Consider the following 22318-nt stretch of genomic DNA (forward strand, 5'->3'; position numbering starts at 1 on the left):
TCTCTACTTCTCTAACGTATTACGAATTTGTTCCATTCGCATTTTTCCCCAATCATACATCATTTCAACGATCGGTAAAAGCGACATGCCTAGTTCCGTCATATAATACTCAACACGAGGAGGAATTTCGGGATATACTGTTCGATCAACAATCCCATCTTCCATTAACTCTTTTAATTGGTTCGACAAAACTTTATGAGAAATGCTTGGGAATAACCGTTGTAATTCACTAAAACGATGAGGCCCTTCCACACCAAGATGCCACAGTATCACAACTTTCCACTTTCCACTAATAATAGAAAGCGTCAATTCCTTTTCACAATTAAAATTGCCATTTTGTATTTTATCTTGAATATCTTTTCGAATATTTTCGGACATTAACAATCTCCTAACTCTATATGAACTAAAAAGCTCTCTCATTATTGTAAATGAGAGCTGCTCAGATGTCTAAAAAGTAATTATACAGAAAAAAGAAGCCGCACAAACGACTTCTTTTTTATTTCAAATATTAGTTGTCATCCATTTTCAGTACAGCCATGAATGCCTCTTGCGGCACTTCTACAGAACCAACAGACTTCATACGTTTTTTACCTTCTTTTTGCTTATCAAGAAGTTTACGCTTACGAGAAATGTCACCGCCGTAACATTTTGCAAGTACGTTTTTACGCATCGCCTTAATTGTAGAACGTGCTACAACTTTATTTCCGATAGTCGCCTGAATTGGCACTTCGAACTGTTGTCTCGGAATTAATTCTTTTAATTTCTCTACAATTACTTTACCACGGTCATACGCTGAATCACGGTGTACGATAAATGATAAAGCATCCACTTGTTCATTATTTAAAAGAATATCCATTTTCACAAGTTTAGATGGTTTATAACCAATTAACTCGTAGTCAAATGATGCATACCCTTTCGTATTTGATTTCAATTGATCGAAGAAGTCATATACGATTTCTGATAACGGGATTTCATATGTTAATGTAACACGCGTTTCATCTAAATATTGCATATCAATAAACGTTCCACGTTTACCTTGGCAAATTTCCATTACAGCTCCAACATAGTCATTCGGAACCATAATTGAAGCCTTCACAAACGGCTCTTCTACACGATCGATAGACTGTGGGTCTGGCATATTAGATGGATTATCAACAATAACATCTTCACCGTTTGTTAAATAAACCTTATAAATAACGCTTGGCGCTGTTGTAATTAAGTCAATCTTAAATTCACGTTCAATACGTTCTTGAATGATTTCCATGTGAAGAAGTCCTAAGAATCCACAACGGAAACCAAACCCTAACGCTTGAGATGTTTCTGGCTCAAACTCAAGAGCAGAATCGTTTAACTCTAATTTTTCTAACGCATCACGTAAATCGTTATAACGAGCAGAATCAATTGGATACAGCCCACAGAATACCATCGGGTTTAATTTACGGTAACCTGGTAACGCCTCTGCAGCTGGACGTTTCGCATGTGTAATCGTATCACCTACACGTGTATCACCTACATTTTTAATAGATGCTGCTAAGAAACCTACATCACCTACTGTTAACTCGTCACGTTGCGTAGTTTTCGGTGTAAATACACCTACTTCTGTTACTTCAAATTCTTTACCCGTTGCCATCATACGTACTTTATCGCCAACTTTTACCGTTCCATTTACAACACGGATATAAGCAATTACACCACGGTACGGATCATATAAAGAGTCAAAAATCATACATTGTAACGGCTCTTCTGAATCACCTGCCGGAGCTGGTACTTTTTCAACAATTTGTTCTAAAATTTCTTCAATACCAATTCCAGCTTTCGCAGAAGCAAGTACCGCTTCTGATGCATCTAAACCAATTACATCTTCTACCTCTTGACGTACACGTTCTGGATCCGCACTTGGTAAGTCGATTTTATTGATAACTGGTAAAATTTCTAAGTTGTTATCAAGCGCTAAGTATACGTTCGCTAACGTTTGCGCTTCAATACCTTGCGCTGCATCTACTACAAGAATCGCGCCTTCACAAGCCGCTAAACTACGAGATACTTCGTACGTAAAGTCGACGTGTCCTGGTGTATCAATTAAATGAAGAATATACTCTTCACCATCTTTTGCTTTATAGTTTAATTGTACTGCGTTTAATTTGATTGTAATACCACGCTCACGCTCTAAATCCATAGAGTCAAGCAACTGAGCTTTCATTTCGCGTTGTGTTAACGCATTTGTTTTCTCTAAAATACGGTCTGCTAACGTTGATTTTCCGTGATCAATATGAGCAATAATAGAGAAATTACGAATTTTGGACTGTCTTTTTGCTCTTTCTTCTTTGTTCATCTATGTTCTCAACTCCTAATAGTCTCGCCAATATACACTAGCACTGATTATATCAATAGAGCAACAAAGATTCAATGAAAACTCGTGCTGCTTACGATACAAATCATTCTATCTATATCTTATGCGAATAAACCATAAGAGACAAACCCTTTTCAAATTTTAAAACGGTTGTCTTACAAATCAGTAAAACAACCGCCTCCCATGTTACTCTTAGCTAAAAATCCCCTTTATTTTCCCAACAACTATATCCGTTCCGAACTTCGTCATTTCATAAGCTACACTTGCTACCGCCATCCCAATTCCTTCTACAACATTAAAACTTCTTAAACGTTCTAATTGTTGTTGTTTTTCTGAAGCTGAAAACGAACTACCCAAAATTTCTGATTCAGCACCTGTACTCTCTGTCCCTGTCATATGAGCTATTTGTTCATACGACAATTGCCGATAACCTTTCATACTTTTCAAACCATGATTAGCAAGTGACACTCCTGCTATCATCATAAGTAAACATAAAGCTACACTACATATACACAAAAGCGCAAAACGACTCAAACTATTATCATCTTTCTCCCTCAATGTGTATACGCTCCCGTATTATCTTGATCAATTTGATGATGCAGCGCTGCATTTAAACCACTCGCTATTACATTCGCCATATCCTCAATAAAAGTATCTACTTCTTTTGGGGTCACCATTAAGTTATGACCAAGAGGCGATAGCACTTCATAAATGAGCCTTCTTTTTTCTTCTTCTTCCAACGTACCAACAGCACCTAAAAACATATTTCGGCTCTTTTCATCTGGCATATCTTCTTCTGTTAATTTTTTCTTTTCTCCAAATGAAAATCCCGCTGGTAACAAAGATCGTGAAGGTTTGTTTCCTTCTTTCATCTCTCGACCAAAATGTTTCAAAATATAATCAATCGTATCACTTGTAATCGAAACGGCATCGACCACAGTCGGAACACCAATTGCGATAACAGGGATACCTAATGTCTCTTTACTTAGTTCCTTACGTTTATTCCCAACCCCTGATCCAGGATGGATTCCAGTATCAGAAATTTGTATCGTGCTATTTACTCGTTCAATAGAACGGGCAGCTAATGCGTCAATCGCAATTACAAAGTCTGGATTTGTCTTCTCAATAATCCCATAAATAACATCGCTCGTTTCGATGCCTGTAATCCCCATTACCCCCGGCCGGATTGCACTAACAGGTCTAAACCCTTCTTCTACACTTTCAGGCTGCAATTGAAACAAATGTCTCGTTACTAATACATTTTCTACAACTATTGGCCCAAGAGCATCCGGTGTTACATTCCAATTCCCAAGGCCTACAATTAAACAGCTCGCTTCTTTTGTAACACCAACCTCTTCTAAAAAATAAGAAAATTCTTTTGCGAAAATACGCTCCACTTTTTGTTGAAGTTCTGTATCTTGCTGACGTATACCTTGTACTTCAAGCGTTAAATAATTTCCAGGTTTTTTACCCATCGCTTCAGAGGCAGCTTCATCAATTGTTACTTTTGTAATTATAGTACCTTCTTCTTCCCTCTCTTTTACAATTACCCCCTGTATCCCTTTTTGTTCTTCTTGGCTTTCTTGCAACATTTGATGAGCTTCTACAGCAAGGTCAGTTCTAACGCTATATTTACTTAAATCCAATGGTTCTTTCATCGTATCTCCTCCGTAATTCATAGTAAATATCGTTAGATTTCCCAAAGTTATATAAGGTCATTCTTTCCTTTACGTGAAATTTCATGGATATACTATTGCAATTCTCTTCACCGTTTGATAGAATATCACTTGTTCTATGTAAGAATCGAGTCATTCGATTGCACCAGGGAGGTGAAAAGTATGGCAAACATCAAATCTGCTATCAAACGCGCTAAACTTAGCGAAGAGCGTCGTGCACATAACGCTTCTATCAAGTCTGACATGCGTTCTGCTGTTAAAACTGTAGAAGCTTTAGTTACTAATAACGATCTTGAAAATGCTAAAGAAGCTTTCAAAACTGCTTCTAAAAAACTTGACAAAGCAGCTCGTAAAGGTCTTATCCACCAAAACGCTGCATCTCGTCAAAAATCTCGCTTAGCGAAACAAGTAAACGCGTAAGGCGTTTAAAAAACGATCCATTTGGGTCGTTTTTTTATATACAAAAAAGTTCATGCACTAAGTACATGAACTTTTTTTGTGTCATCACATATGATTTAATCGCATTAAGAAAAACTCGAGCACAAGTTTCTTATCCATCTTTCCCGTCTTCATACTATAATCAGCTTCCGCTAATTCTATAATCACTTTTTTTAATTCTTCAAAAGAGAAAAATTTCGTTTGATTCATTGCCAATTTTACACGATACGGATGTACACCAATATGAGATGCAATTTGATTTTGCCCATAACCACGTTGCTGTAACTCTTTCACTTGATACAACAAACGGAATTGACTCACTAATAATGCAAGCAATTTAATCGGTTCTTCCTGCTGCGTAAATAATCCATCCAAAATTTGCATCGCACCTGCAATATCTTTTTTCACCACTTTTTCTGTCAAAGCAAATACATTTTGCTCAACTGATTTTGGCACAAGCTCTGCAACAAGTTGCGTTGTAATCTCTCCGCCCATACCAACGTATAACGTTAACTTGTCCATTTCCTTCGCCAACATCGTTACATTACTTCCCACCAGCTCTAACAACAAACTAACAGCCGCATTATCAATATGCACATGCACTTCATCTGCACGAGCAACAATCCACTTCTGAACATCCTGCACTTGCATCGCATTTGCTTCTACTACATCCGCTGTTTTCTTTAATAGTTTTGTAATTTTTTTTCGCTCATCAAGTTTTTCGTAAGGCGCAACAAAAACAAGAATAGAAAATGGAGAAGGTTCACCAATGTATTCTTCTAAAATTTTTATATTTTGCTCTAACTTTTCTTTTTGCGAAGTCAAAAATAGCGGTGATTTTATTAACAGTACTTTCCGCTCTCCAAAGAAAGGAAGCGTACGCGCATCCTCAACCACATCTTCTAAATACGCTTCTTCCAAATCGTATGTCACAACATTAAACTCTCGATCTTCTTCTTCAAGTGCTTCTGTCGTAATAAGCTTTATCGTTTCATTTATAAAAAAAGCTTCCGTCCCATATAGTAAATATAACGGAGCAAACTGTTTCTTTTTAATTTTTTTATGTATATCACTCATACTTTTTCCTACTCCCTAACTTGGCAATATATATTTATACTAATGCCCTAGCTTTTGTTTTACAAGTACAAAGGAACAGGCTTTATAACCCGTTCCTTTATTTATATTAAACGCCACGCAATAAGCCCCGGGTTTCTTATTGGTGTGCGGTAATCACCTTCCCTTTATTATTCACAATAAAAATTCGAGTATAAGTGCCAACTGTTAACATGCTTGGAAACAAAAAACTCACGTTACTTCATAATCTAAAAGTTGCAAAAAGCTCATTTTCTCTTCATATTGAAATTGTAGATTTTTTTCTGACAATATTTTATACTAAAGTGGAATGTTGGGGAGGGATTCTAAATGAATGATTTTGAACAAAACGTTCAAAGTAAACGCAATGACGCTATTGATTCAGGGGTAGGATTTATCGTCTCATTTGGTTTTTTCGCAACACTTTTCATCATTGCAACTGTTATTAAATTTATCGGTTCTTAAAGACTGCCACTTCATGGCAGTCTTCTCTTTTTCACCTATTATATGTCTTATCATATGTGATTTTACTTTGAAAGGTTCCATTTTCCCCTTTAAAAACATAGGAAATAGCACCTTGCTTGTCCGTGCGCCATATCGCACTCCCCATCTTCTCCAAACGTTCTATCACTTCTTTATGCGGGTGTCCATATCTATTCTGCTTACCAACAGATATAATCGCTACACGGGGCTGTATAACGTTCAAAAAAGACTCTATAGATGACGTATTACTTCCATGATGAGCAACTTTTAAAACATCCACTCGCAAATCTGGATACGCAGATACTAAAAACTTCTCGCCTTCTTCTTCTAAATCGCCTGTAAATAGCCACGTCAACCCTCCAAATTTTGCCCATATTACAATTGAAGCATTATTTTCACTTTTTTCTTTTCCTTTTGGAGCTAAAACGAAAAATTCAGCTTCATTTACACTCCAACTCTCCCCTTCCCCCACTTCAGTTATTTTCATTTCCTTTTCTAATGCCTGTTTCTTTACTGCTTTTTCTAATACTGCATCTTTTCCCTTTCGGCCAAATACCACTTCTTTTACAGGTATATATGATAATAATTCTTGCGCAGCACCTATATGATCTGCATCTCCATGCGTTATGATTAATTTATCAATTGTTTTAATACCTTCTTTTTGTAAATAGGGTATTAAAACATCATTTCCAACAGAAAATTCATGCTTTTTTTGTTGCCATTCTTCCTTATTCACACGAAGCGTTCCACCTGTATCAATAAGATAAACCCCTTTATCATACGGAAGGCGAATTAATATTGCATCACCTTGTCCAACATCAATAAATGTTACACTTCCGCTTCCTCTAAAATATGGATATACATAATGACACGTGCTAATAAAAAGAAATACACTTACAACTATACACACCATTTTTTTCGGCGCTCTCCTTTCCCAAACCATCAGTATACTGACAATACTCGCGCAATATACAGCTACAAGATTAAAGGGCGTTTTCCCAAAAATAAGCTGGGTAAATGGTAAACTTTCACAATAACTTAGAAAATCATTAGACATACTCAAGCCTATTGATAATACATTCGCAAATCCTTTTGCGAGAAACGGGACAATTGGCATACACAGTAAAATAATAATGCTACATGGTAATACAATGATAGATAAAAACGGAACGTATAAGAGATTGAGGAAAATGCTATATGGAGAAAAATAACCAAAGTGATATAACAAAATCGGAGTACTAACGAGCTGTGAAATGATAGAAATATAAATAGAATTTCGGATTACTCCGTTGCTACTCCCTAATAATAACGGAGCAGACAAAAGTAAAGCGAAGCTACCTACAAAAGAAAACTGAAATCCAATATTAAAAACAAGATAAGGGTCATATATAAGCATACATATAGCTGTTACACTTAAAGCATCTAAACTAGATAAACGAATCGAGCACATAAAAGCAATCAACATCAACACTCCTGCTATAGAAGCCCTTATAACAGATGGTGACGCCCCTGCTAAAACCATATACAAAGGAATACAGACGATAAGGCAAATTGTTGCTACCTCCCTCGTCGCACCACTTCTTAGCAAAATAAAATATACTATCCCCATTAACAATACAATGTGCGAACCTGAAATTGCTAACAAATGTATAAGACCAAACTGTTGATATTGCTCTTCCACTTCAAACGTCATTTGTTGTCTATCACCAAATAGTAACGCATTCATAAAAGCACCTGATTGCTCTGGAAACATTTCTGTAACTTTCGAGATTGCTTGTTGCCTCAAAAGGAGAATCCGTTGCATGAGCGACAGTGATGTTTTATAGCATTCAGAAATATATGTAGCCTCAAATGCGAAATGAATATGTTGCTTGTATAAATAATCACGGTAATTAAAACCATGAAAATTCCGAGCTGTTTGTGGTTCTTTCCTCTCACCCTCGAATACACATGATATCCCTGCGTATAATTGTTGCATTTTTTCCTTTTCCAAGGCTGATTTTATTCTATAACTTAACTGCACTATATTTTTATTGTGATCTTCAAATTGAAAAGATAGGCGATCCCCATTAACAAGCGGTGTATTTCGTACAACCCCTCTTGTAACTCCATAGGACTCTCCTAGAGACTTATTCCACCCTTGAATATAGGAAGTGTATATAGCGCTACTAAAGCACGCTACAATGCAAAAAACGAAGGTTTTACGCGAAGTGCGATATAAACAGAAGAAAACATTTAAAAAGAGGCAAAAAACCATCAATAAAAGTGACGAGGAAAAGGCAATTGCAATCCCTATTATAAACGAGATTGCAACATACCTCCATTGTTCCTGCAACTTATACTCACTCCTTATAGCATCATTTTTGCTTTCGTGAATACATGCTGTAATTCTTCCATTGATAAACTATCTTTTTCTAAAGACGCAAATAATTCTTTTAACTCCGTATAACGTTTTTGCTCCTCCAATGCAGCAATATCATATTCTAGCGGAACGTGCTTCACTGTTACATTCGCTTGTTCAAATAACTCTATGGCGTATGGATGATTTTTATAATCCTGCGCATAATAAACCGCTGTAATACCACTTTGAATAATTGCCTTACAACATTGTAAACAAGGGAAATGCGTAACGTAAATTTCTGCTTCCTCTGTTTTCGCACCAAACTTGGCACATTGTAATAAAGCATTCATTTCAGCATGAATTGTCCGAACACAATGATTATCGATTACGTAACAACCATCATCTATACAATGTACGCCACCTTTAATCGAACCATTATATCCACCAGCAATAATTCGTTTATCGCGAACGATTGTCGCTCCTACCGCAAGCCTTGTACATGTACTACGTAACGATAGTAGATGGCTTTGCGTCATAAAATATTGATCCCATGAAATTCGTTCCATATTTTTCACCTACTTTTTTGTCTACTTGTAGTGTAGCGAAAGAAGAAAAACTTCGTCAATCTTTTACGGAATAATAATTTGATCTTTTATCTTTTCAAGAGACTTCGTACCAATCCCATCAATCTCTAATAAGTCTTCTATTTTCTGAAACGGACCATGTTCTTCTCGATATTTCAAAATACTTTCTGCCTTTCGAGAGCCAATCCCCGTAATTTTTTCCAATTGCTCTTTCGCCGCTGTATTTATTCGAATCTTGCCATCTTCCTTAGAAGAAGTAAACATCCCTTGTTCTGACTCATTTTTACTCGGTATATAAAGAAGCATTTGATCTTGTACAATTTGTGCTAAATTCACTTTTTTGATATCTACTTCTGATAAAAAACCACCAGCCTTTTGAACTGCATCCTTTACGCGATCTCCTTCCTTCATTTCATATACCCCTTCTTTACTAACCGCTCCTTTCACATCAATTATAATTGTTCTTTTCTGTTCCTTTGTATCCGATATTTTTGGTTTACCCTTTTTTTCTATCTCCTTCTCCTGCACATTCATTGTAGTAGGCGTTCGTTCTACACTCTGGTTCGTTTTCCAAAAAACAAGAAAAAGTAAAGTTCCAATAATAACTACTAAACCTAACGACTTTTTCGGAAAATCCCACATCATTTTACACCTCTAATCATAAATTTATAACATCATTCATATTGTTTAGGAGAAAGCTGTTACGAAGGAGGGATGAAACTTTGAACATAGGAATTATAGGGACAGGAAACATGGGGAATATACTAATTGATGCATTTTTAGAAACCCGTGCTGTCAAGCCTTCGTGCCTTACAATCATTAATCGGACGCCTGCCAAAGCATATCATATAAAAGAAAAATACCCTTCTGTTCATATAGCAAAAACAATCCCGGAAGTAATCGAACAATCACAACTTATTTTTATTTGTGTTAAGCCGATAGATATATACCCTATCCTAAAAAAATACGCTGAACATTTTTCTGATGAAACGTGCTTAGTTTCTATTACGAGTCCAATATCTCCATCACAATTAGAGACTCTCGTACCTTGCCACGTCGCGCGTATCATTCCAAGTATCACAAACCGCGCCCTCTCTGGCGCCTCACTATTTACATTTGGAGATAATTGCTCTGAAGAATGGCAACAAAAACTACTTCGTCTATTCAAAAACATTTCTACACCTCTTGTAATAGAAGAAGATATAACGCGCGTTTCATCTGATATAGCAAGTTGCGGTCCTGCTTTCTTTAGTTATTTACTACAATGCTTCATTAACGCTGCTGTAGATAAAACAAATATTACACACGAAGAGGCTACTACTTTAGTAAGTGAAATGGTCGTGGGGATGGGGAAATTACTTGAAAAAGAAATCTTCACATTACCTACCTTACAAGAAAAGGTTTGCGTGAAAGGCGGCGTTACTGGGGAAGGCATTCGGGTTTTAGAAGAACACGTTGGAGATATGTTCCATAAGTTAATCGAGCGAACACATGAAAAATTTGATGAAGATTTAGAATGCGTTGATCAGCAATTCAATAAACACACATAATAAATACGTCATTTTCATTCCAAATCCTTTTTATAAATAATTACTTTTTTACAATACATTTTCACTTCAACTACTATTCCCACACTTTACGCATACGATCTTCAGATTATGCCAGAACTAAAAATACATCTTCTTTATAAAACAAAAGCAACCTTCTCGGTTGCTTTTGTTTTATCCCGCATTAACGGCCAGTAAGATCCCCACCTTAAAACTCAGCGAAAGCAAAGAAGTTAGGAGGGGGTCGGGCTGCCCGTAAAAGCCCGATTGGTTCAACTAATAATCAGCGGGAAGCTTCGCACCCCGCTGATTAAAGTTTCACTTTATCCGTTTTTCTTCGCCATGAAGAAAATACGCTCTGTTTGTTCTGTAACTTCAAGTCGCTCAAAATCACCTGTTACACGAAGCACTGTAAAACCTGCTTCTTGAAGCCATTTCGTTAACTCTTCCACTTGATATGCACGTTGCACGTGACATTCGTCAAACCGATGGTACACATCTTCTTCCGGATCTTGAACAAAGAATGTTAAATCATGCTCTACACTATTTGATTCTTCACCAGGGAAGCAATTCCAAATAAGAGATATTTCTTCTCCATTCACTGTATACGTTTCATCTTGAAATACATGATGTATTTTATATAAAGAATGTACATCAAATAAAAACAAGCCATCTTGGCGTAAATGGTGAAATACTCTTCTAAATGTTTCTTGCACTCCATCTTCTTGCAATACATAATTTAATGAATCACAAAAGATGGTTACACAATCAAACTCACCTGGAACATCAAGCTCTCGCATGTCTTGTTGATAAAAAGGAATAAAGTATCCCTCTGCTCCCAGTTTTTGCTGAGCGACTGTTAACATTTCTTCTGAAAGATCGACACCTATTAAATCGTAACCCTTTTGCACAAGCGGAAGGGTTACATTACCCGTACCGCATGCTACATCAAGAATTTTTGCCTCTTTCATATCTGCTTGCTGCAGGCTTTCCTCTGTGAATTCCACCCATTTATCATAAGGGACATCATTCATTAGTTCGTCGTACAACAATGCAAATTGTTCGTATTTCATTGGCCTAGCTCTTCTGTAATATCTTCACGTGGCACATCGCCCCATAGACGCTCTAAATTATAGTGATTACGCTCATCTTTATGGAATACATGAGCAACTACATCTCCAAGATCAACTAATACCCAACGTGCTTCGTCAAAACCTTCCATACGTTGTACGTCGATTTGGAACTCATGTGCTTTTGATTTAATTTCACGTGCAATTGCTTGCACTTGTTTATCTGAATTACCGTGACAAATAATGAAATAATCTGCAATTGGTGAAATACCTTGCATATTTAGGACAACCATATCTTCTGCTCTTTTATCATCAGCTGCTTTTGCCGCTAATACTAATAAATCTTTATCGTTCATTTACTCATTTCCTCCTTGATAACTGCATTGTATGTTTGGAATGTTAATGGATAAATCGTCTGATTTTTTCCCATTAAAAATTGAATTGTTTTCTTTAACGCAAATAATAAAGCTTGATTTATATCCGTATATGCGAGTTTACGAGCCTCTTCCACACCTGGAAACTTTCGCCCTGGCTCAATGTAATCAGCTACATAAATCACTTTATCTAACATCGTCATGTTCTCATGACCACTTGTATGATATGTAATAGCTTGCAAAATTTCAGGATCCGTAATGCCTACCTCTTTTTCTACTAAGTATGCCCCAACAGGCGCATGCCACAACTCTTTATTATAGCAAAGTAAATCTTTCGGCAAATCTTCACGTTTAATAATCTCTTCCATCTCTGAAATCGCTCTACATTTCGCATAATCATGGAATATAGCTGCCATCTCTGCTTTTTTCTCGTCCACACCGTATAACTTAGCCAGCTCAATCGCTGTCTCCATTACACCAATTGTGTGTATATAACGTTTTTCATGCATTTGTTGTTTGACAATATGAAGTGCATTCTCACGATTCATACAACCCATTCCTCTCGATATATACCTGTACTTTTTCAGGAAGTAAATATTTACACGTTTTCTTCTCCTTATATCTCTCACGTAATAAAGATGAAGAAACTGCAAATTCCGGAATTTCCACTGTAGTAATCTGATACGGCGTATGCAATGTGTACCCAGGTCTCGCAACTCCAACAAACGTTACAAGATTCAGCAAAGCTTCAATGTTATACCACTTCGGTAAATACTCAACCATATCCCCACCAATAATAAAGTGAAACTGCACATCCGGATACTTCTTCGTCAATTGCATCATAGTGTCATACGTATAAGATGGGCCCTTCCTGCTTAACTCTTCTAAACAAATAGAAAAGTGTTCTTCTGCCTCAGTCGCGAGCTCTAACATATGTAAACGACTTTCTATACTTGTAATATTACGTCCTTGTTTATGTGGCGGAATCTGGTTTGGCAAGAACCATACTTCTTCCAAATCCAAAGCGTGATATACTTCATTTGCAATTAGCAAATGTCCATAGTGAGGCGGATCAAATGTACCGCCAATGATGCCAATTTTCCTCAAAAGAAACGCCCCTTCCTTTTACATACAGCAACTCTCCTTTGTTAGGAATGAAGAGAGTTGCTATTAATAAAAGTTCAATTGGTTTCGCTCTCTACATCATTACGCATCAGCGATAAAAATAGCGCATGCTAATCTTTTTATCGAGGAAGCTTAATTTGTTTATTTTCTCTTGATTCTTTGTATAAAACAATTGTGCTTCCAATTACTTGAACGATTTCAGCACGTGCACCTTTTGCAAGTTCTTCCGCAACCTCACGGCGATCAAATTCACAGTTTTGTAATACACTTACTTTAAATAACTCACGAGCTTCTAAAGTATCTGCGATTTGTTTAATCATATTTTCATTTACTCCGCCTTTTCCTACTTGAAAAATTGGTGTTAAATGATGTGCTTGTGCACGTAAAAATCTTTTTTGTTTTCCTGTTAACATATATGTTAGCCTCCAAGCTTTTCTATAACTAATTGTTTCATTCTCCCGATATTCGGTACACGTCCTGTCCACATTTCAAATGCAAGTGCTCCTTGATACACAAACATATCAATACCATTTTGAATGATTGCACCTTGCTCTTTTGCCTCACATAAAATTTTCGTTTCAAATGGATTATAAATTATATCTGATACAATCGTTCCTTTTTTTAACGAACAAATTTGTAATGGCGTATGTTCGACGTGTGGATGCATACCTATTGTTGTCGTCTGAATGATAATATCATAATTCCCTTGTTCTTCTGTCGCTTTTTCTAACGACAAAGCAACAGAATTAACATCGGCCGTACGTGCAGCAATAAGTTCTTTCGCCTTATCTACTGTACGATTGGCTACATCAATCTCTTTTACACCTACATCAGCAAGAGAAAAATAAATAGCTCGGCTAGCACCACCTGCACCAAGTAATAAAATACGTTTCCCTTGAAGTGGTTCATGACTAATTGACTGCAACGCTCGAACAAAACCAATCCCATCTGTGTTGTAGCCAATTAACCTTCCATTCTTATGCACCACTGTATTTACTGCACCGATTTTCCTTGCCAATGGGTCAATCTCATCCAAATACTCCATAATAGCAACCTTGTGCGGAGTTGTTACATTAAATCCTGAAATACCTAATGCTTTTAAACCTCTTACTGCTTCCCCTAGCACTTCCTCTTCAACAAGAAACGCATGATAATGGGCATCCATATTCAAGTGTTCAAATGCATTGTTATGCATAACGGGTGATAATGAATGTCCAATTGGATTTCCGATTACACCATATAATTGTTTCATAAATCCCTCTCCATATTAAATTAAAGATTTACGTAGTGAAACACTTACTCCTTTTGGTACGTGTGCAACAATTTTTGCTCCTGGTTCGTTCACAGTAACCCATCCTAATCCAGAGAATACAACATCCGTTTTAGGTTCACGAATATTAAATTCGTATTTCACTAGCTCAGGCATATTCGCTAATTCTTCTGGCGTTGGTGGGCTTAGTAAATCCCCAGCATGATTTTTATATAATTCATCTGCTTTCTCAAGCTTTGTACGATGAATTGTTAAGCGATTCGAGAAGTGACAAGTAAACGCACGACGACCACCACTTACATAATCAAAACGTGCCAATCCACTAAAGAATAACGTTTGTTCTTCGTTTAATTGGAATACCATCGGCTTAATTTCTTTTGTTGGTGTAATAAGCTTTAAGCTTTGCTTTCCAACATAATGGGCCATTTGGTGGTGGTTAATAATACCTGGCGTATCATATAAAGAAGATTCTTCGTCTAATGGAATATCAATTAAATCAAGGGTTGTTCCTGGGAAATGAGATGTTGTAATTACATTTTCAGTCTCATCACTAAATTCTTTAATCATACGATTAATAAATGTCGATTTCCCTACATTCGTACATCCAACAACGTAAACATCTTTGCCGCCGCGATAATACTCAATAGCATCTGCTAGTTCAGCAATTCCTTGTCCCTTCGCTGCACTAATTAAAAAGACATCTTCTGGTTTTAATCCTAGTTGCTTTGCACTATAGCGCATCCAATGCTTTACTTTATCATGTTTTACTGACTTTGGAATTAAATCAGCTTTATTTCCAACAAGTAATACTTTATTATTTCCTACGAAACGATGTAAGCCAGGTAACCAGCTACCATTAAAATCAAAAATATCTACAATTTTGACTACTAATGCATCTGATTTTCCAATTCCATTTAAAATGCGTAGGAAATCATCATCTGTTAACGATACATCTTGAATTTCATTGTAATGCTTCAAGCGAAAACAACGTTGACAAATAACTTGTTCTTTCTCTAAAGATGAGGTAGGAGCATACCCTACTTCGTTTTTATTTTCTGTTTGAATTTCTACACCGCAACCAATACATTTAATTGTTTCAGTCAAACTTTATTCCTCCCAGTTAATTAAACCTTTTTTCTTCATATTTTTCATAATTCTTCGTTCAATTTTTCGATTAAATCGCGTCACTAATCCGTCCGTTTGTGCTACCGGTACAACTAAAATTGTATGAAGCCCTACTCGGTTTCCACCAAGCACGTCAGTCAGTAACTGATCTCCAATTACTACAACTTCCTCTGCCTGTAAACGCATCTCTTGTATCGCACGCTTAAACGCTCGAACAAATGGTTTACGTGCACTATGAATAAATGGAATGCCTAATGGGTCAGCAAAATCTTTTACACGTTGCTCATTATTATTTGAAACAACCGTTACTTGGATGCCGTGCTCTTTCATTTTCAAGAACCATTTTTCAAGTTGCGGGGTTGCATTTGGACGATCCCATTCAATTAAAGTGTTATCTAAATCAGTAATAACACCTTTAATCCCACGTTTTTTTAAATCTTCTGGTTGAACATGATATACATTTTTCACATATTCATTTGGTAAAAATAGTTTCAATTTCTTTCACCTCTTTGAGGATTTTTCATAAAATTTTTCGACAACATTTTTCGATATATAACCTGTGGATAAAATTGTACACATTTTCCACATTAATTTTTCAGTTAATTTGGAATTTACTAACAAACTATACACACGTTATCCACCTAGGTATGTGGATAACCACCCGTTTGTGACTGTCATATTTTTTTGGTACATTAAATGCATCAACGAATCAATCCTTATATTATTAGGAGGTGACTCACCTTGAAAACAAAACATATGGAACAGTTATCCACTGAGTTACTCACTGAGTCTTATTATAAAGCAAAAGAACTAAAATTAAATCCCGACTTCATTTTACTTATAAAACAAGAAATCATTAGACGCTCATTAGAGGACAAGCTTGTCAAATCTTCTTGATTACATATAAAGTGAAAGCTTAATCAGCCCGTACCAATCAAACAGTTACAGGATAAATTATTGGATGCCCTGTAAAAAGAGCCATCCTACGATGGCTCTCGAATAAACAAGTACTCCCATCTAGGGGATTTCATCATTAAGTATCTTTGCCCATAACTCTTACTTACGGTTATAAAAGCTTTTCTTTATTTATGAGCTAATCGAGTAGCTATTTTTTCACCAAGACGAAGCTCTTGTCCACTCTTTAATTCCTGCACTACTTCTATCATATCTTTTTCAAACAATAACACAACTGTTGAACCAAATGTAAAGTATGCCATTTCTTCACCTTTTTGAACAGTGTCTCTCTCATGCAAAAGCTCGATACTATTAACAAACATGGCACCTACTTTTACAAGAGCCATATGCTCACCATCACTGCTTATTTCTGTAACAGAACGATAATTTTTTGACAGCGGTTCTTTCCCGTATTCCATACCATCTGCATTTACCGGATATGATTTTCTACCGAGTACAAATCTTTCAGTCACAGAACCAGAAAGCGGACTATGAATGCGATGATAGTGACTTGGACTCAAATAAATTACCATATATGTACCGCCTGCATATCGCGTTGCACGTTCTTCATTACCTAGCATATCCACAATTGAATAGCGCTTTCCTTTAATATCAAATGTTTTTGTATCCTCAATAGGACCATGATCTGCAAAAACACCATCAACAGGACTAACGATACTCGATGCATCTGTATCAATACTACGCTTTCCTTCTTTTAGCTTACGCGTAAATAATTCATGCAATGTTCTATATTCCTTCAAGCCCTTTTCCATCTCATCTTGATTAATTTGAAAAACTTTCGCATACGATGGAATAATGATAGAACTCAAACGAGATTGTGCAAATTTACGTAATATATAAGAAGTAAAGCGACCATTTGTAAGTTCTATCATAAGTCGATATAATGTACGTCGCAAATTGCGAAACCCCCTAATCAGTCTATAACTTTAGTTTTCCCTTCTTTTCTTTCTATATCATATGTAAAATTGGTTCTTATTCCCACATATCATATAAAGCAGCCTTATTATACATACAGAAAACTAAGTATGGTATTATTCTTAAATTATTTAGCACCTTCTAATATTACAGATAGAATCCATCATTTTCAACAGTGAACATGTATTTCTTCTTAGCATAACGCGTTTTCTTTTCTTATTTACAATAAGAAAAGCAGCCCCTTTTAAAATATGGCTGCTTCTAATACACTTTACTCTTTCGCTTTTTTCTCTTTCTCTGCCCTTACAAACTCGTGGAACATCTTCATTAAAGCACGCTTTTCAATCCTTGATACGTAGCTTCTAGAAATACCAAGCGCCTTAGCGATTTCCCGCTGTGTTTTCTCCTTATCTAGCCCAAGTCCAAAACGTTTCACAATCACTTCTTTTTCTCTTTCGTCTAAAATATCGATATACTCTTTAATTTTTTCTAACTCCATACTAAGCTGAATCATATCAATTACATCTTCAGACTCTGATTTTAATATATCAATAAGCGATATTTCATTGCCCTCTTTATCTTGCCCGATCGGATCATGAAGTGAAACATCTTTTTTCGTTTTCTTTAGTACACGTAAATGCATCAAAATTTCATTTTCAATACAGCGTGCTGCATACGTCGCAAGCTTTGTTCCCTTTCCTGCAGAATAGCTCTCGATCGCTTTAATGAGCCCGATCGTACCAATTGAAATTAAATCTTCTGCATCTTCTCCTGTGTTCTCAAATTTTTTAACGATATGAGCTACAAGCCGTAAATTATGTTCAATTAAAAGATTTCTCGCTTGAGCATCACCTTGCTCCATTAACTCTAAGTACTTTCTCTCATCATCTGATGATAACGGCTGCGGGAACGCATTATTCTTTACATAAGAAACAAAGACAAACACTTCTCGAACCATATATCCAATTGCGGCGAATAGACTCAAACCTTTCACCTCCGCCAAAATAGTGGTCTTTATTATGTGTATGTAGGCGTGAGGTTGTTTGTGTCTGTACAGTTTATTTATAAAACTCAACACTTCTAACATTTAAAATATTTTATTGTTATATTATAATTAAAAGAAATTGTTATTTATATATGAATATGCTATTAAAGGGGACACTATTCATGATTACATTAGATCGATTATTAAATGTAACAATTTATTTAGGGGGATTTTTACTTTTCATTTCGTTCATTACTTTTGTTATTAAAAGAGGGCCTGATTTATTATTTTTTCAATTTGGAATTTCTTTATTTTTTGGAGCTCAAATTATAACTGGAATGAAATTTTTTCATAACTATGGTTTTTCCTTTCACTCAAAACTAGAACTACTTATCTTTATTCTCTATGTAATTGGAATTATTACATGTATACTATTTTTCTTTCACTTTCAAAATCCGTATCGAATTTTTTTATTAATTTGTAGTTGTTTATTTTTGACTGGATCCAATTATTACTTTAAAGAAACATTAAAGTTTAATAAAAAATTTCCAAAGCAACATAAAACCTTTTTAAATACACAAGAAGAAGACTCTTTTCCAAAAGAAGTTCGTAAATTTTCAGAAGACTACAATACTATAATAAAAAATGAGTTTTATGAAATACCCATGATTCCTACTGAATTACATATTACAAGCAAAACAGATTCTTCCCGTAGTACATCTTTCTTAGTTGAACTTCAAACTAACGAGAATGAAATTACTGATGACTCTGTACAATTAACTCAATCAGACCGTTTTTATGTACTGTTAAATACACCAAAAACAAAAATAGCAAGGATAGTATATGAAGGGCAGAATTTTTTCACATTTACAGTCACACTAAAGGCTCTTAATTTACAGCAAGAACCAGAAATTCATAATATGTTTTTAGAAATAGATAAACGTAGAGCGATGAATCTTCTTAATTTTGAAATTAAAGCCCATACTAAAGAATGGAAAGTAACATTTAAAAATGATAGTTCTCATTCCGATCTTCCTATCACATTTACTTTTGAAAAACGAACAGGCAAATTATAAAAATAAAAAGAGTTATTTTTATATTCTTTGAAAATAACTCTTTTTATTTTACTTACTCCAAATCTTTCTCCCAGTTTGAGCATCAATATAACGAATTTCCCGACTACAATCAAAAGGTTCTTTATGTTTTTCATCTGTCGTTTGTTTGTACAGTAGTTTGTACTTGGTTTCCTCTGCATCATGATCTAAAAACCATTCTAATTTAACTCGGATAGCCTCTCTGTATATTTCTAACGCTTTTTCTTTTGTTACTTTTGGTGTTGTTTCATATGTAAGTAATTCTTTTATAAAGTTGCTAGACTCTCCCGAGTAGTGCATCACAGCACCATTTTCTGCATTGATGTTAATCATAAATTGGTTATACTCTGCCAGAATACCATTCACATATATGGAAAAGATAAATCTTTCAATCCCATCTTCTGCTTCTTCATGTTCCTTCCAAAGTCGAAGATATTGTGTAACATCTGGAATAACATGTTCTAAAAATTGAAGTGCTTTTTGTAAACATTCTTCTCTAGACAGTATTTGTTTTGCTTCTTTATCATCTGTCAGTTTTATAAAACCAATTAATTCATTGGTTGATTTATCAATGGTAATGCCAACTAAATTATTATATTTTAACATTGGTAAATGCTTTTTAAAGAATTCATTCATTAAATATGGATTATTTTCCTCTTTCTGTGTTTGTAATTCCTCTTTCGGTACAAATTTCATCCTTATTCCATCTTCATTTTCCGTCTCAGCTACTTTTGTAAACCTTTCCTTATCCCAGTCAAATAAATCGAATACATCATCTTGTTGGCTACCCTTTTCTTGTTTTCCAACAGCCACTGTTGGCGGTAATTTATAATGATCTGGTCCAAATAAATCTTTACCTGTACTTGCATCAATAAATACATGACTAGGTTCTGGTACATACATAAGGTGGTACCCTTTTACTTCTTCTCCATTTTCATATTTACATAAAGAATGTGTTAAATCTACAAATACAAGCCTCATATCTTGTTTGGCCTTTAAGTTGTCTAAAACGATATTCGCCTCAACAATCTCACTTGGCCATAACGGTTTTTTCTCTATAGCTTTTTTTCCATTGTAATGAAAATGCACAACATTACCTGAAGGGTGCACTCGCACAACACACCCTGTATTCGGCAAGGGATAGCTATTCACTGCTTGCATATAATTTACTTCTTTCCAACCGCGCCTGTCGTCCTTAACCGTTACATATGTATAGAATTCATATCCTTCTTTTGTATATTTTTTCAAGAATGTATTTGCAATCTCTCTTGCCTTATTCTCCTCTATCGCTTCCTTACCACTTGAAAAATAATTTCCATCATCTATCCTAAATTCAATTAAATTATCAGTATGTCTATTTAATGTAATTTGTATCTGTTTCTCCTCATCATCTTTATGTCCCCACCACAATAGATGGTACGGGTCATCAACCCCTTCTTGATCATCTACAACAAGACTATATTCATCCGGAATTTCTATAATATGAGCCACTTGCTCTTTTCTCTCTTTATCTTTTTGATTCATTATTCCCCTCCTCAACATTACAATTTAAGGTAATTATAACAAACAAAACCAAATTTATTAACCAAAAAGACTAGAGATATCTCTAGTCTTCTACTTCGTTTCACGATGTAACGTTACTCGCTTTAATCGTGGACAATATTTTTTAAGTTCGATGCGCTCTGGGTTGTTTCGCTTATTTTTTTTAGAAATGTAATTACGATCACCACACTCCGTACAAGCTAATGTTATATTTACACGCATATGCAATTCTCCTTTCTTTCAAAGATCGCAACTAAAACGTAATGATTACGATTTATATATTATAAAACTTCATTCTATTTGTCAATTGCAAAAACAAGAAGATTCCATTTAGAATCCCCTTGTTTTTATAGTTAAATAAATTTTATTAAAACGATTCGTATGTAACAAACTCACTAATTGGCTTTCGATATCCTCTTGGACGAACTTTAGCCGTATCACTTTTCCCTATCGTAATCATTAAAACAGGTATTACATGCTCTGGCATATTTAACTCATCTTGTACTGCTTTTTCATCGAAACCAATCATTGGACATGTATCATAGCCATAATATTTAGCTGCGTACATAAAAGTCATCGCGCTTAATGAAGCGTTTCTAAGCGCTTCATCCTCCATGAAACGCTCTCCTTTTCCTTCATATAAGCCTTTCGTTTGCCTAATTGTATCTTCATATTCGCATTCATCAATCATTTTTAAAACTTTCATACCGAAGTAAATATTTTCGACATTTTGGTATGCTCTCTTATCACCACAAACGAGCACTACCGCTGATGCACTCGATACTTTATATTGACCGAATGCTAATTCTTTTAATCTTTCTTTTCGCTCTTGATCACGAATTACAACATAATGTGTGTGCTGCAAATTATAGCAAGATGGAGAAAGCTTAGTTAACTCAAATATTTTTTTAAAATCCTCATCAGAGATTTCTATACCTTGTATAAATTTCATCGCAGAACGTCTAGCAATTGCTAATTCTTCAAAGTTCACCATATATCCTCCTTAATAACCACAAATTTAAATATACATTAATTTATACAAATGAATAAATCAAATAAAAACACTTTACATCTGAATCATAATTAAGATTCACAGCAAAAAAGACAAAAAGCTGAAACAATTAGTTCATACGAAATTCACACGAATCTATTACTATAGAAATTGTACATAGTGAACTTATTAACAATCACGTTTATTTATATAGAATCTTACTCGAAAGGAGTTGAAAGTATGAAAACTAAATATCGCTTTATGATCTCATCATTTGCTGCTTGTGCTTATATGATTTGGTATTTAGTATAATAACGACCTCACTTGTAAATAGGAAAAGG

General features: G+C 35.3%; 26 protein-coding genes. 5 read left to right on the top strand and 21 right to left on the bottom strand.

Annotation, left to right across the window (positions count from 1 at the left end; genetic code table 11):
- Positions 1-3: 3 nt before the first annotated feature.
- From JFU02_RS12920 to gpr, 4 genes are all read right to left on the bottom strand, one after another.
- On the bottom strand, positions 4-378 hold the full coding sequence (locus JFU02_RS12920; protein ID WP_001293539.1) for a winged helix-turn-helix transcriptional regulator: 375 nt from the start codon (positions 376-378) through the stop codon (positions 4-6).
- Positions 379-508: 130 nt separating this feature from the next.
- Positions 509-2332 (bottom strand): elongation factor 4, encoded by a 1824-nt coding sequence (gene lepA, locus JFU02_RS12925; protein ID WP_001030948.1) that lies wholly within the window; start codon positions 2330-2332, stop codon positions 509-511.
- A gap of 210 nt (positions 2333-2542) precedes the next feature.
- Positions 2543-2908, bottom strand: a complete 366-nt coding sequence (locus JFU02_RS12930; protein ID WP_001207094.1) for a YqxA family protein — start codon at positions 2906-2908, stop codon at positions 2543-2545.
- A complete protein-coding gene (gene gpr, locus JFU02_RS12935) occupies positions 2905-4008 on the bottom strand; it encodes a GPR endopeptidase (protein ID WP_000662645.1) in 1104 nt (367 codons plus the stop codon). Before gpr ends, JFU02_RS12930 begins: the two co-directional genes overlap by 4 nt.
- Before the next feature lie 180 nt (positions 4009-4188).
- On the opposite strand from gpr, the gene rpsT reads away from it, so the two are divergent.
- A complete protein-coding gene (gene rpsT / locus JFU02_RS12940) occupies positions 4189-4446 on the top strand; it encodes a 30S ribosomal protein S20 (RefSeq protein ID WP_001274012.1) in 258 nt (85 codons plus the stop codon).
- Between the two features lie 84 nt (positions 4447-4530).
- On the opposite strand, the gene holA is transcribed toward rpsT, so the two are convergent.
- Positions 4531-5541 (bottom strand): DNA polymerase III subunit delta, encoded by a 1011-nt coding sequence (gene holA, locus JFU02_RS12945; RefSeq protein ID WP_001279925.1) that lies wholly within the window; start codon positions 5539-5541, stop codon positions 4531-4533.
- A 345-nt stretch (positions 5542-5886) separates the two neighbouring features.
- Between holA and JFU02_RS12950 the strand changes: the two genes are divergently transcribed.
- The gene (locus tag JFU02_RS12950; protein ID WP_000997609.1) at positions 5887-6021 is read left to right on the top strand and encodes a YqzM family protein; all 135 of its coding nucleotides are present in this window, start codon (positions 5887-5889) and stop codon (positions 6019-6021) included.
- A 31-nt stretch (positions 6022-6052) separates the two neighbouring features.
- Here the strand turns inward: JFU02_RS12950 and JFU02_RS12955 are convergent, their stop codons facing one another.
- From JFU02_RS12955 to JFU02_RS12965, 3 genes are all read right to left on the bottom strand, one after another.
- Positions 6053-8374 carry a DNA internalization-related competence protein ComEC/Rec2 gene (locus tag JFU02_RS12955; protein WP_201071114.1) on the bottom strand — a complete coding sequence of 774 codons (2322 nt, stop codon included), beginning with the start codon at positions 8372-8374 and terminating at the stop codon, positions 6053-6055.
- A 14-nt stretch (positions 8375-8388) separates the two neighbouring features.
- Positions 8389-8946 (bottom strand): ComE operon protein 2, encoded by a 558-nt coding sequence (locus JFU02_RS12960; protein WP_000439775.1) that lies wholly within the window; start codon positions 8944-8946, stop codon positions 8389-8391.
- Between the two features lie 63 nt (positions 8947-9009).
- Positions 9010-9609 (bottom strand): helix-hairpin-helix domain-containing protein, encoded by a 600-nt coding sequence (locus JFU02_RS12965; protein ID WP_000989920.1) that lies wholly within the window; start codon positions 9607-9609, stop codon positions 9010-9012.
- Positions 9610-9686: 77 nt separating this feature from the next.
- On the opposite strand from JFU02_RS12965, the gene comER reads away from it, so the two are divergent.
- The gene (gene comER / locus JFU02_RS12970) at positions 9687-10514 is read left to right on the top strand and encodes a late competence protein ComER (protein ID WP_001020554.1); all 828 of its coding nucleotides are present in this window, start codon (positions 9687-9689) and stop codon (positions 10512-10514) included.
- 320 nt (positions 10515-10834) lie between these two features.
- Here comER and JFU02_RS12975 read toward each other — a convergent pair whose 3' ends face one another.
- The 8 genes from JFU02_RS12975 to JFU02_RS13010 all read right to left on the bottom strand — a co-directional run bounded on the left by JFU02_RS12975 (position 10835) and on the right by JFU02_RS13010 (position 15970).
- Positions 10835-11584 (bottom strand): class I SAM-dependent methyltransferase, encoded by a 750-nt coding sequence (locus JFU02_RS12975; protein ID WP_000873063.1) that lies wholly within the window; start codon positions 11582-11584, stop codon positions 10835-10837.
- Positions 11581-11937, bottom strand: coding sequence for a ribosome silencing factor (gene rsfS, locus JFU02_RS12980; RefSeq protein WP_000998173.1), 357 nt, complete (start codon positions 11935-11937; stop codon positions 11581-11583). The genes JFU02_RS12975 and rsfS overlap by 4 nt, the downstream gene beginning before the upstream one ends.
- Complete coding sequence (yqeK, locus tag JFU02_RS12985) at positions 11934-12503, bottom strand: bis(5'-nucleosyl)-tetraphosphatase (symmetrical) YqeK (RefSeq protein WP_001078472.1); 570 nt, start codon at positions 12501-12503, stop codon at positions 11934-11936. Before yqeK ends, rsfS begins: the two co-directional genes overlap by 4 nt.
- Positions 12493-13062, bottom strand: coding sequence for a nicotinate-nucleotide adenylyltransferase (gene nadD, locus JFU02_RS12990; protein ID WP_001226032.1), 570 nt, complete (start codon positions 13060-13062; stop codon positions 12493-12495). Before nadD ends, yqeK begins: the two co-directional genes overlap by 11 nt.
- A 137-nt stretch (positions 13063-13199) precedes the next feature.
- Positions 13200-13493, bottom strand: coding sequence for a ribosome assembly RNA-binding protein YhbY (gene yhbY / locus JFU02_RS12995; protein WP_000955224.1), 294 nt, complete (start codon positions 13491-13493; stop codon positions 13200-13202).
- Between the two features lie 5 nt (positions 13494-13498).
- On the bottom strand, positions 13499-14332 hold the full coding sequence (aroE, locus tag JFU02_RS13000) for a shikimate dehydrogenase (protein WP_000812104.1): 834 nt from the start codon (positions 14330-14332) through the stop codon (positions 13499-13501).
- Positions 14333-14347: 15 nt separating this feature from the next.
- Entirely contained in the window at positions 14348-15454 is a 1107-nt protein-coding gene (yqeH, locus tag JFU02_RS13005) for a ribosome biogenesis GTPase YqeH (protein WP_000140807.1), read from the bottom strand.
- A 3-nt stretch (positions 15455-15457) separates the two neighbouring features.
- Positions 15458-15970 (bottom strand): YqeG family HAD IIIA-type phosphatase, encoded by a 513-nt coding sequence (locus JFU02_RS13010; RefSeq protein WP_000765316.1) that lies wholly within the window; start codon positions 15968-15970, stop codon positions 15458-15460.
- Positions 15971-16216: 246 nt separating this feature from the next.
- Here JFU02_RS13010 and sda point away from each other — a divergent pair, with 246 nt between their 5' ends.
- The gene (gene sda / locus JFU02_RS13015; RefSeq protein WP_000850094.1) at positions 16217-16372 is read left to right on the top strand and encodes a sporulation histidine kinase inhibitor Sda; all 156 of its coding nucleotides are present in this window, start codon (positions 16217-16219) and stop codon (positions 16370-16372) included.
- Between the two features lie 185 nt (positions 16373-16557).
- On the opposite strand, the gene JFU02_RS13020 is transcribed toward sda, so the two are convergent.
- Both JFU02_RS13020 and sigK read right to left on the bottom strand, forming a co-directional pair.
- Entirely contained in the window at positions 16558-17346 is a 789-nt protein-coding gene (locus JFU02_RS13020; protein ID WP_201071116.1) for a phosphatidylserine decarboxylase, read from the bottom strand.
- Between the two features lie 290 nt (positions 17347-17636).
- A complete protein-coding gene (sigK, locus tag JFU02_RS13025) occupies positions 17637-18350 on the bottom strand; it encodes an RNA polymerase sporulation sigma factor SigK (RefSeq protein ID WP_000051382.1) in 714 nt (237 codons plus the stop codon).
- Positions 18351-18532: 182 nt separating this feature from the next.
- On the opposite strand from sigK, the gene JFU02_RS13030 reads away from it, so the two are divergent.
- Positions 18533-19426 (top strand): hypothetical protein, encoded by an 894-nt coding sequence (locus JFU02_RS13030; protein ID WP_000631113.1) that lies wholly within the window; start codon positions 18533-18535, stop codon positions 19424-19426.
- Between the two features lie 48 nt (positions 19427-19474).
- Here the strand turns inward: JFU02_RS13030 and JFU02_RS13035 are convergent, their stop codons facing one another.
- The 3 genes from JFU02_RS13035 to JFU02_RS13045 all read right to left on the bottom strand — a co-directional run bounded on the left by JFU02_RS13035 (position 19475) and on the right by JFU02_RS13045 (position 21980).
- Entirely contained in the window at positions 19475-20968 is a 1494-nt protein-coding gene (locus JFU02_RS13035) for a YcdB/YcdC domain-containing protein (RefSeq protein ID WP_001072064.1), read from the bottom strand.
- A 90-nt stretch (positions 20969-21058) separates the two neighbouring features.
- Positions 21059-21208: a 50S ribosomal protein L33 gene (gene rpmG / locus JFU02_RS13040; RefSeq protein ID WP_001265617.1), complete on the bottom strand. Its 150-nt coding sequence runs from the start codon at positions 21206-21208 to the stop codon at positions 21059-21061.
- A 145-nt stretch (positions 21209-21353) separates the two neighbouring features.
- Positions 21354-21980, bottom strand: a complete 627-nt coding sequence (locus tag JFU02_RS13045) for a nitroreductase family protein (RefSeq protein WP_141529798.1) — start codon at positions 21978-21980, stop codon at positions 21354-21356.
- Positions 21981-22318: the final 338 nt, after the last annotated feature.

Source organism: Bacillus sp. TH13 (genome assembly GCF_016651175.1).
Classification (GTDB): Bacteria; Bacillota; Bacilli; order Bacillales; family Bacillaceae_G; genus Bacillus_A; species Bacillus_A thuringiensis_S.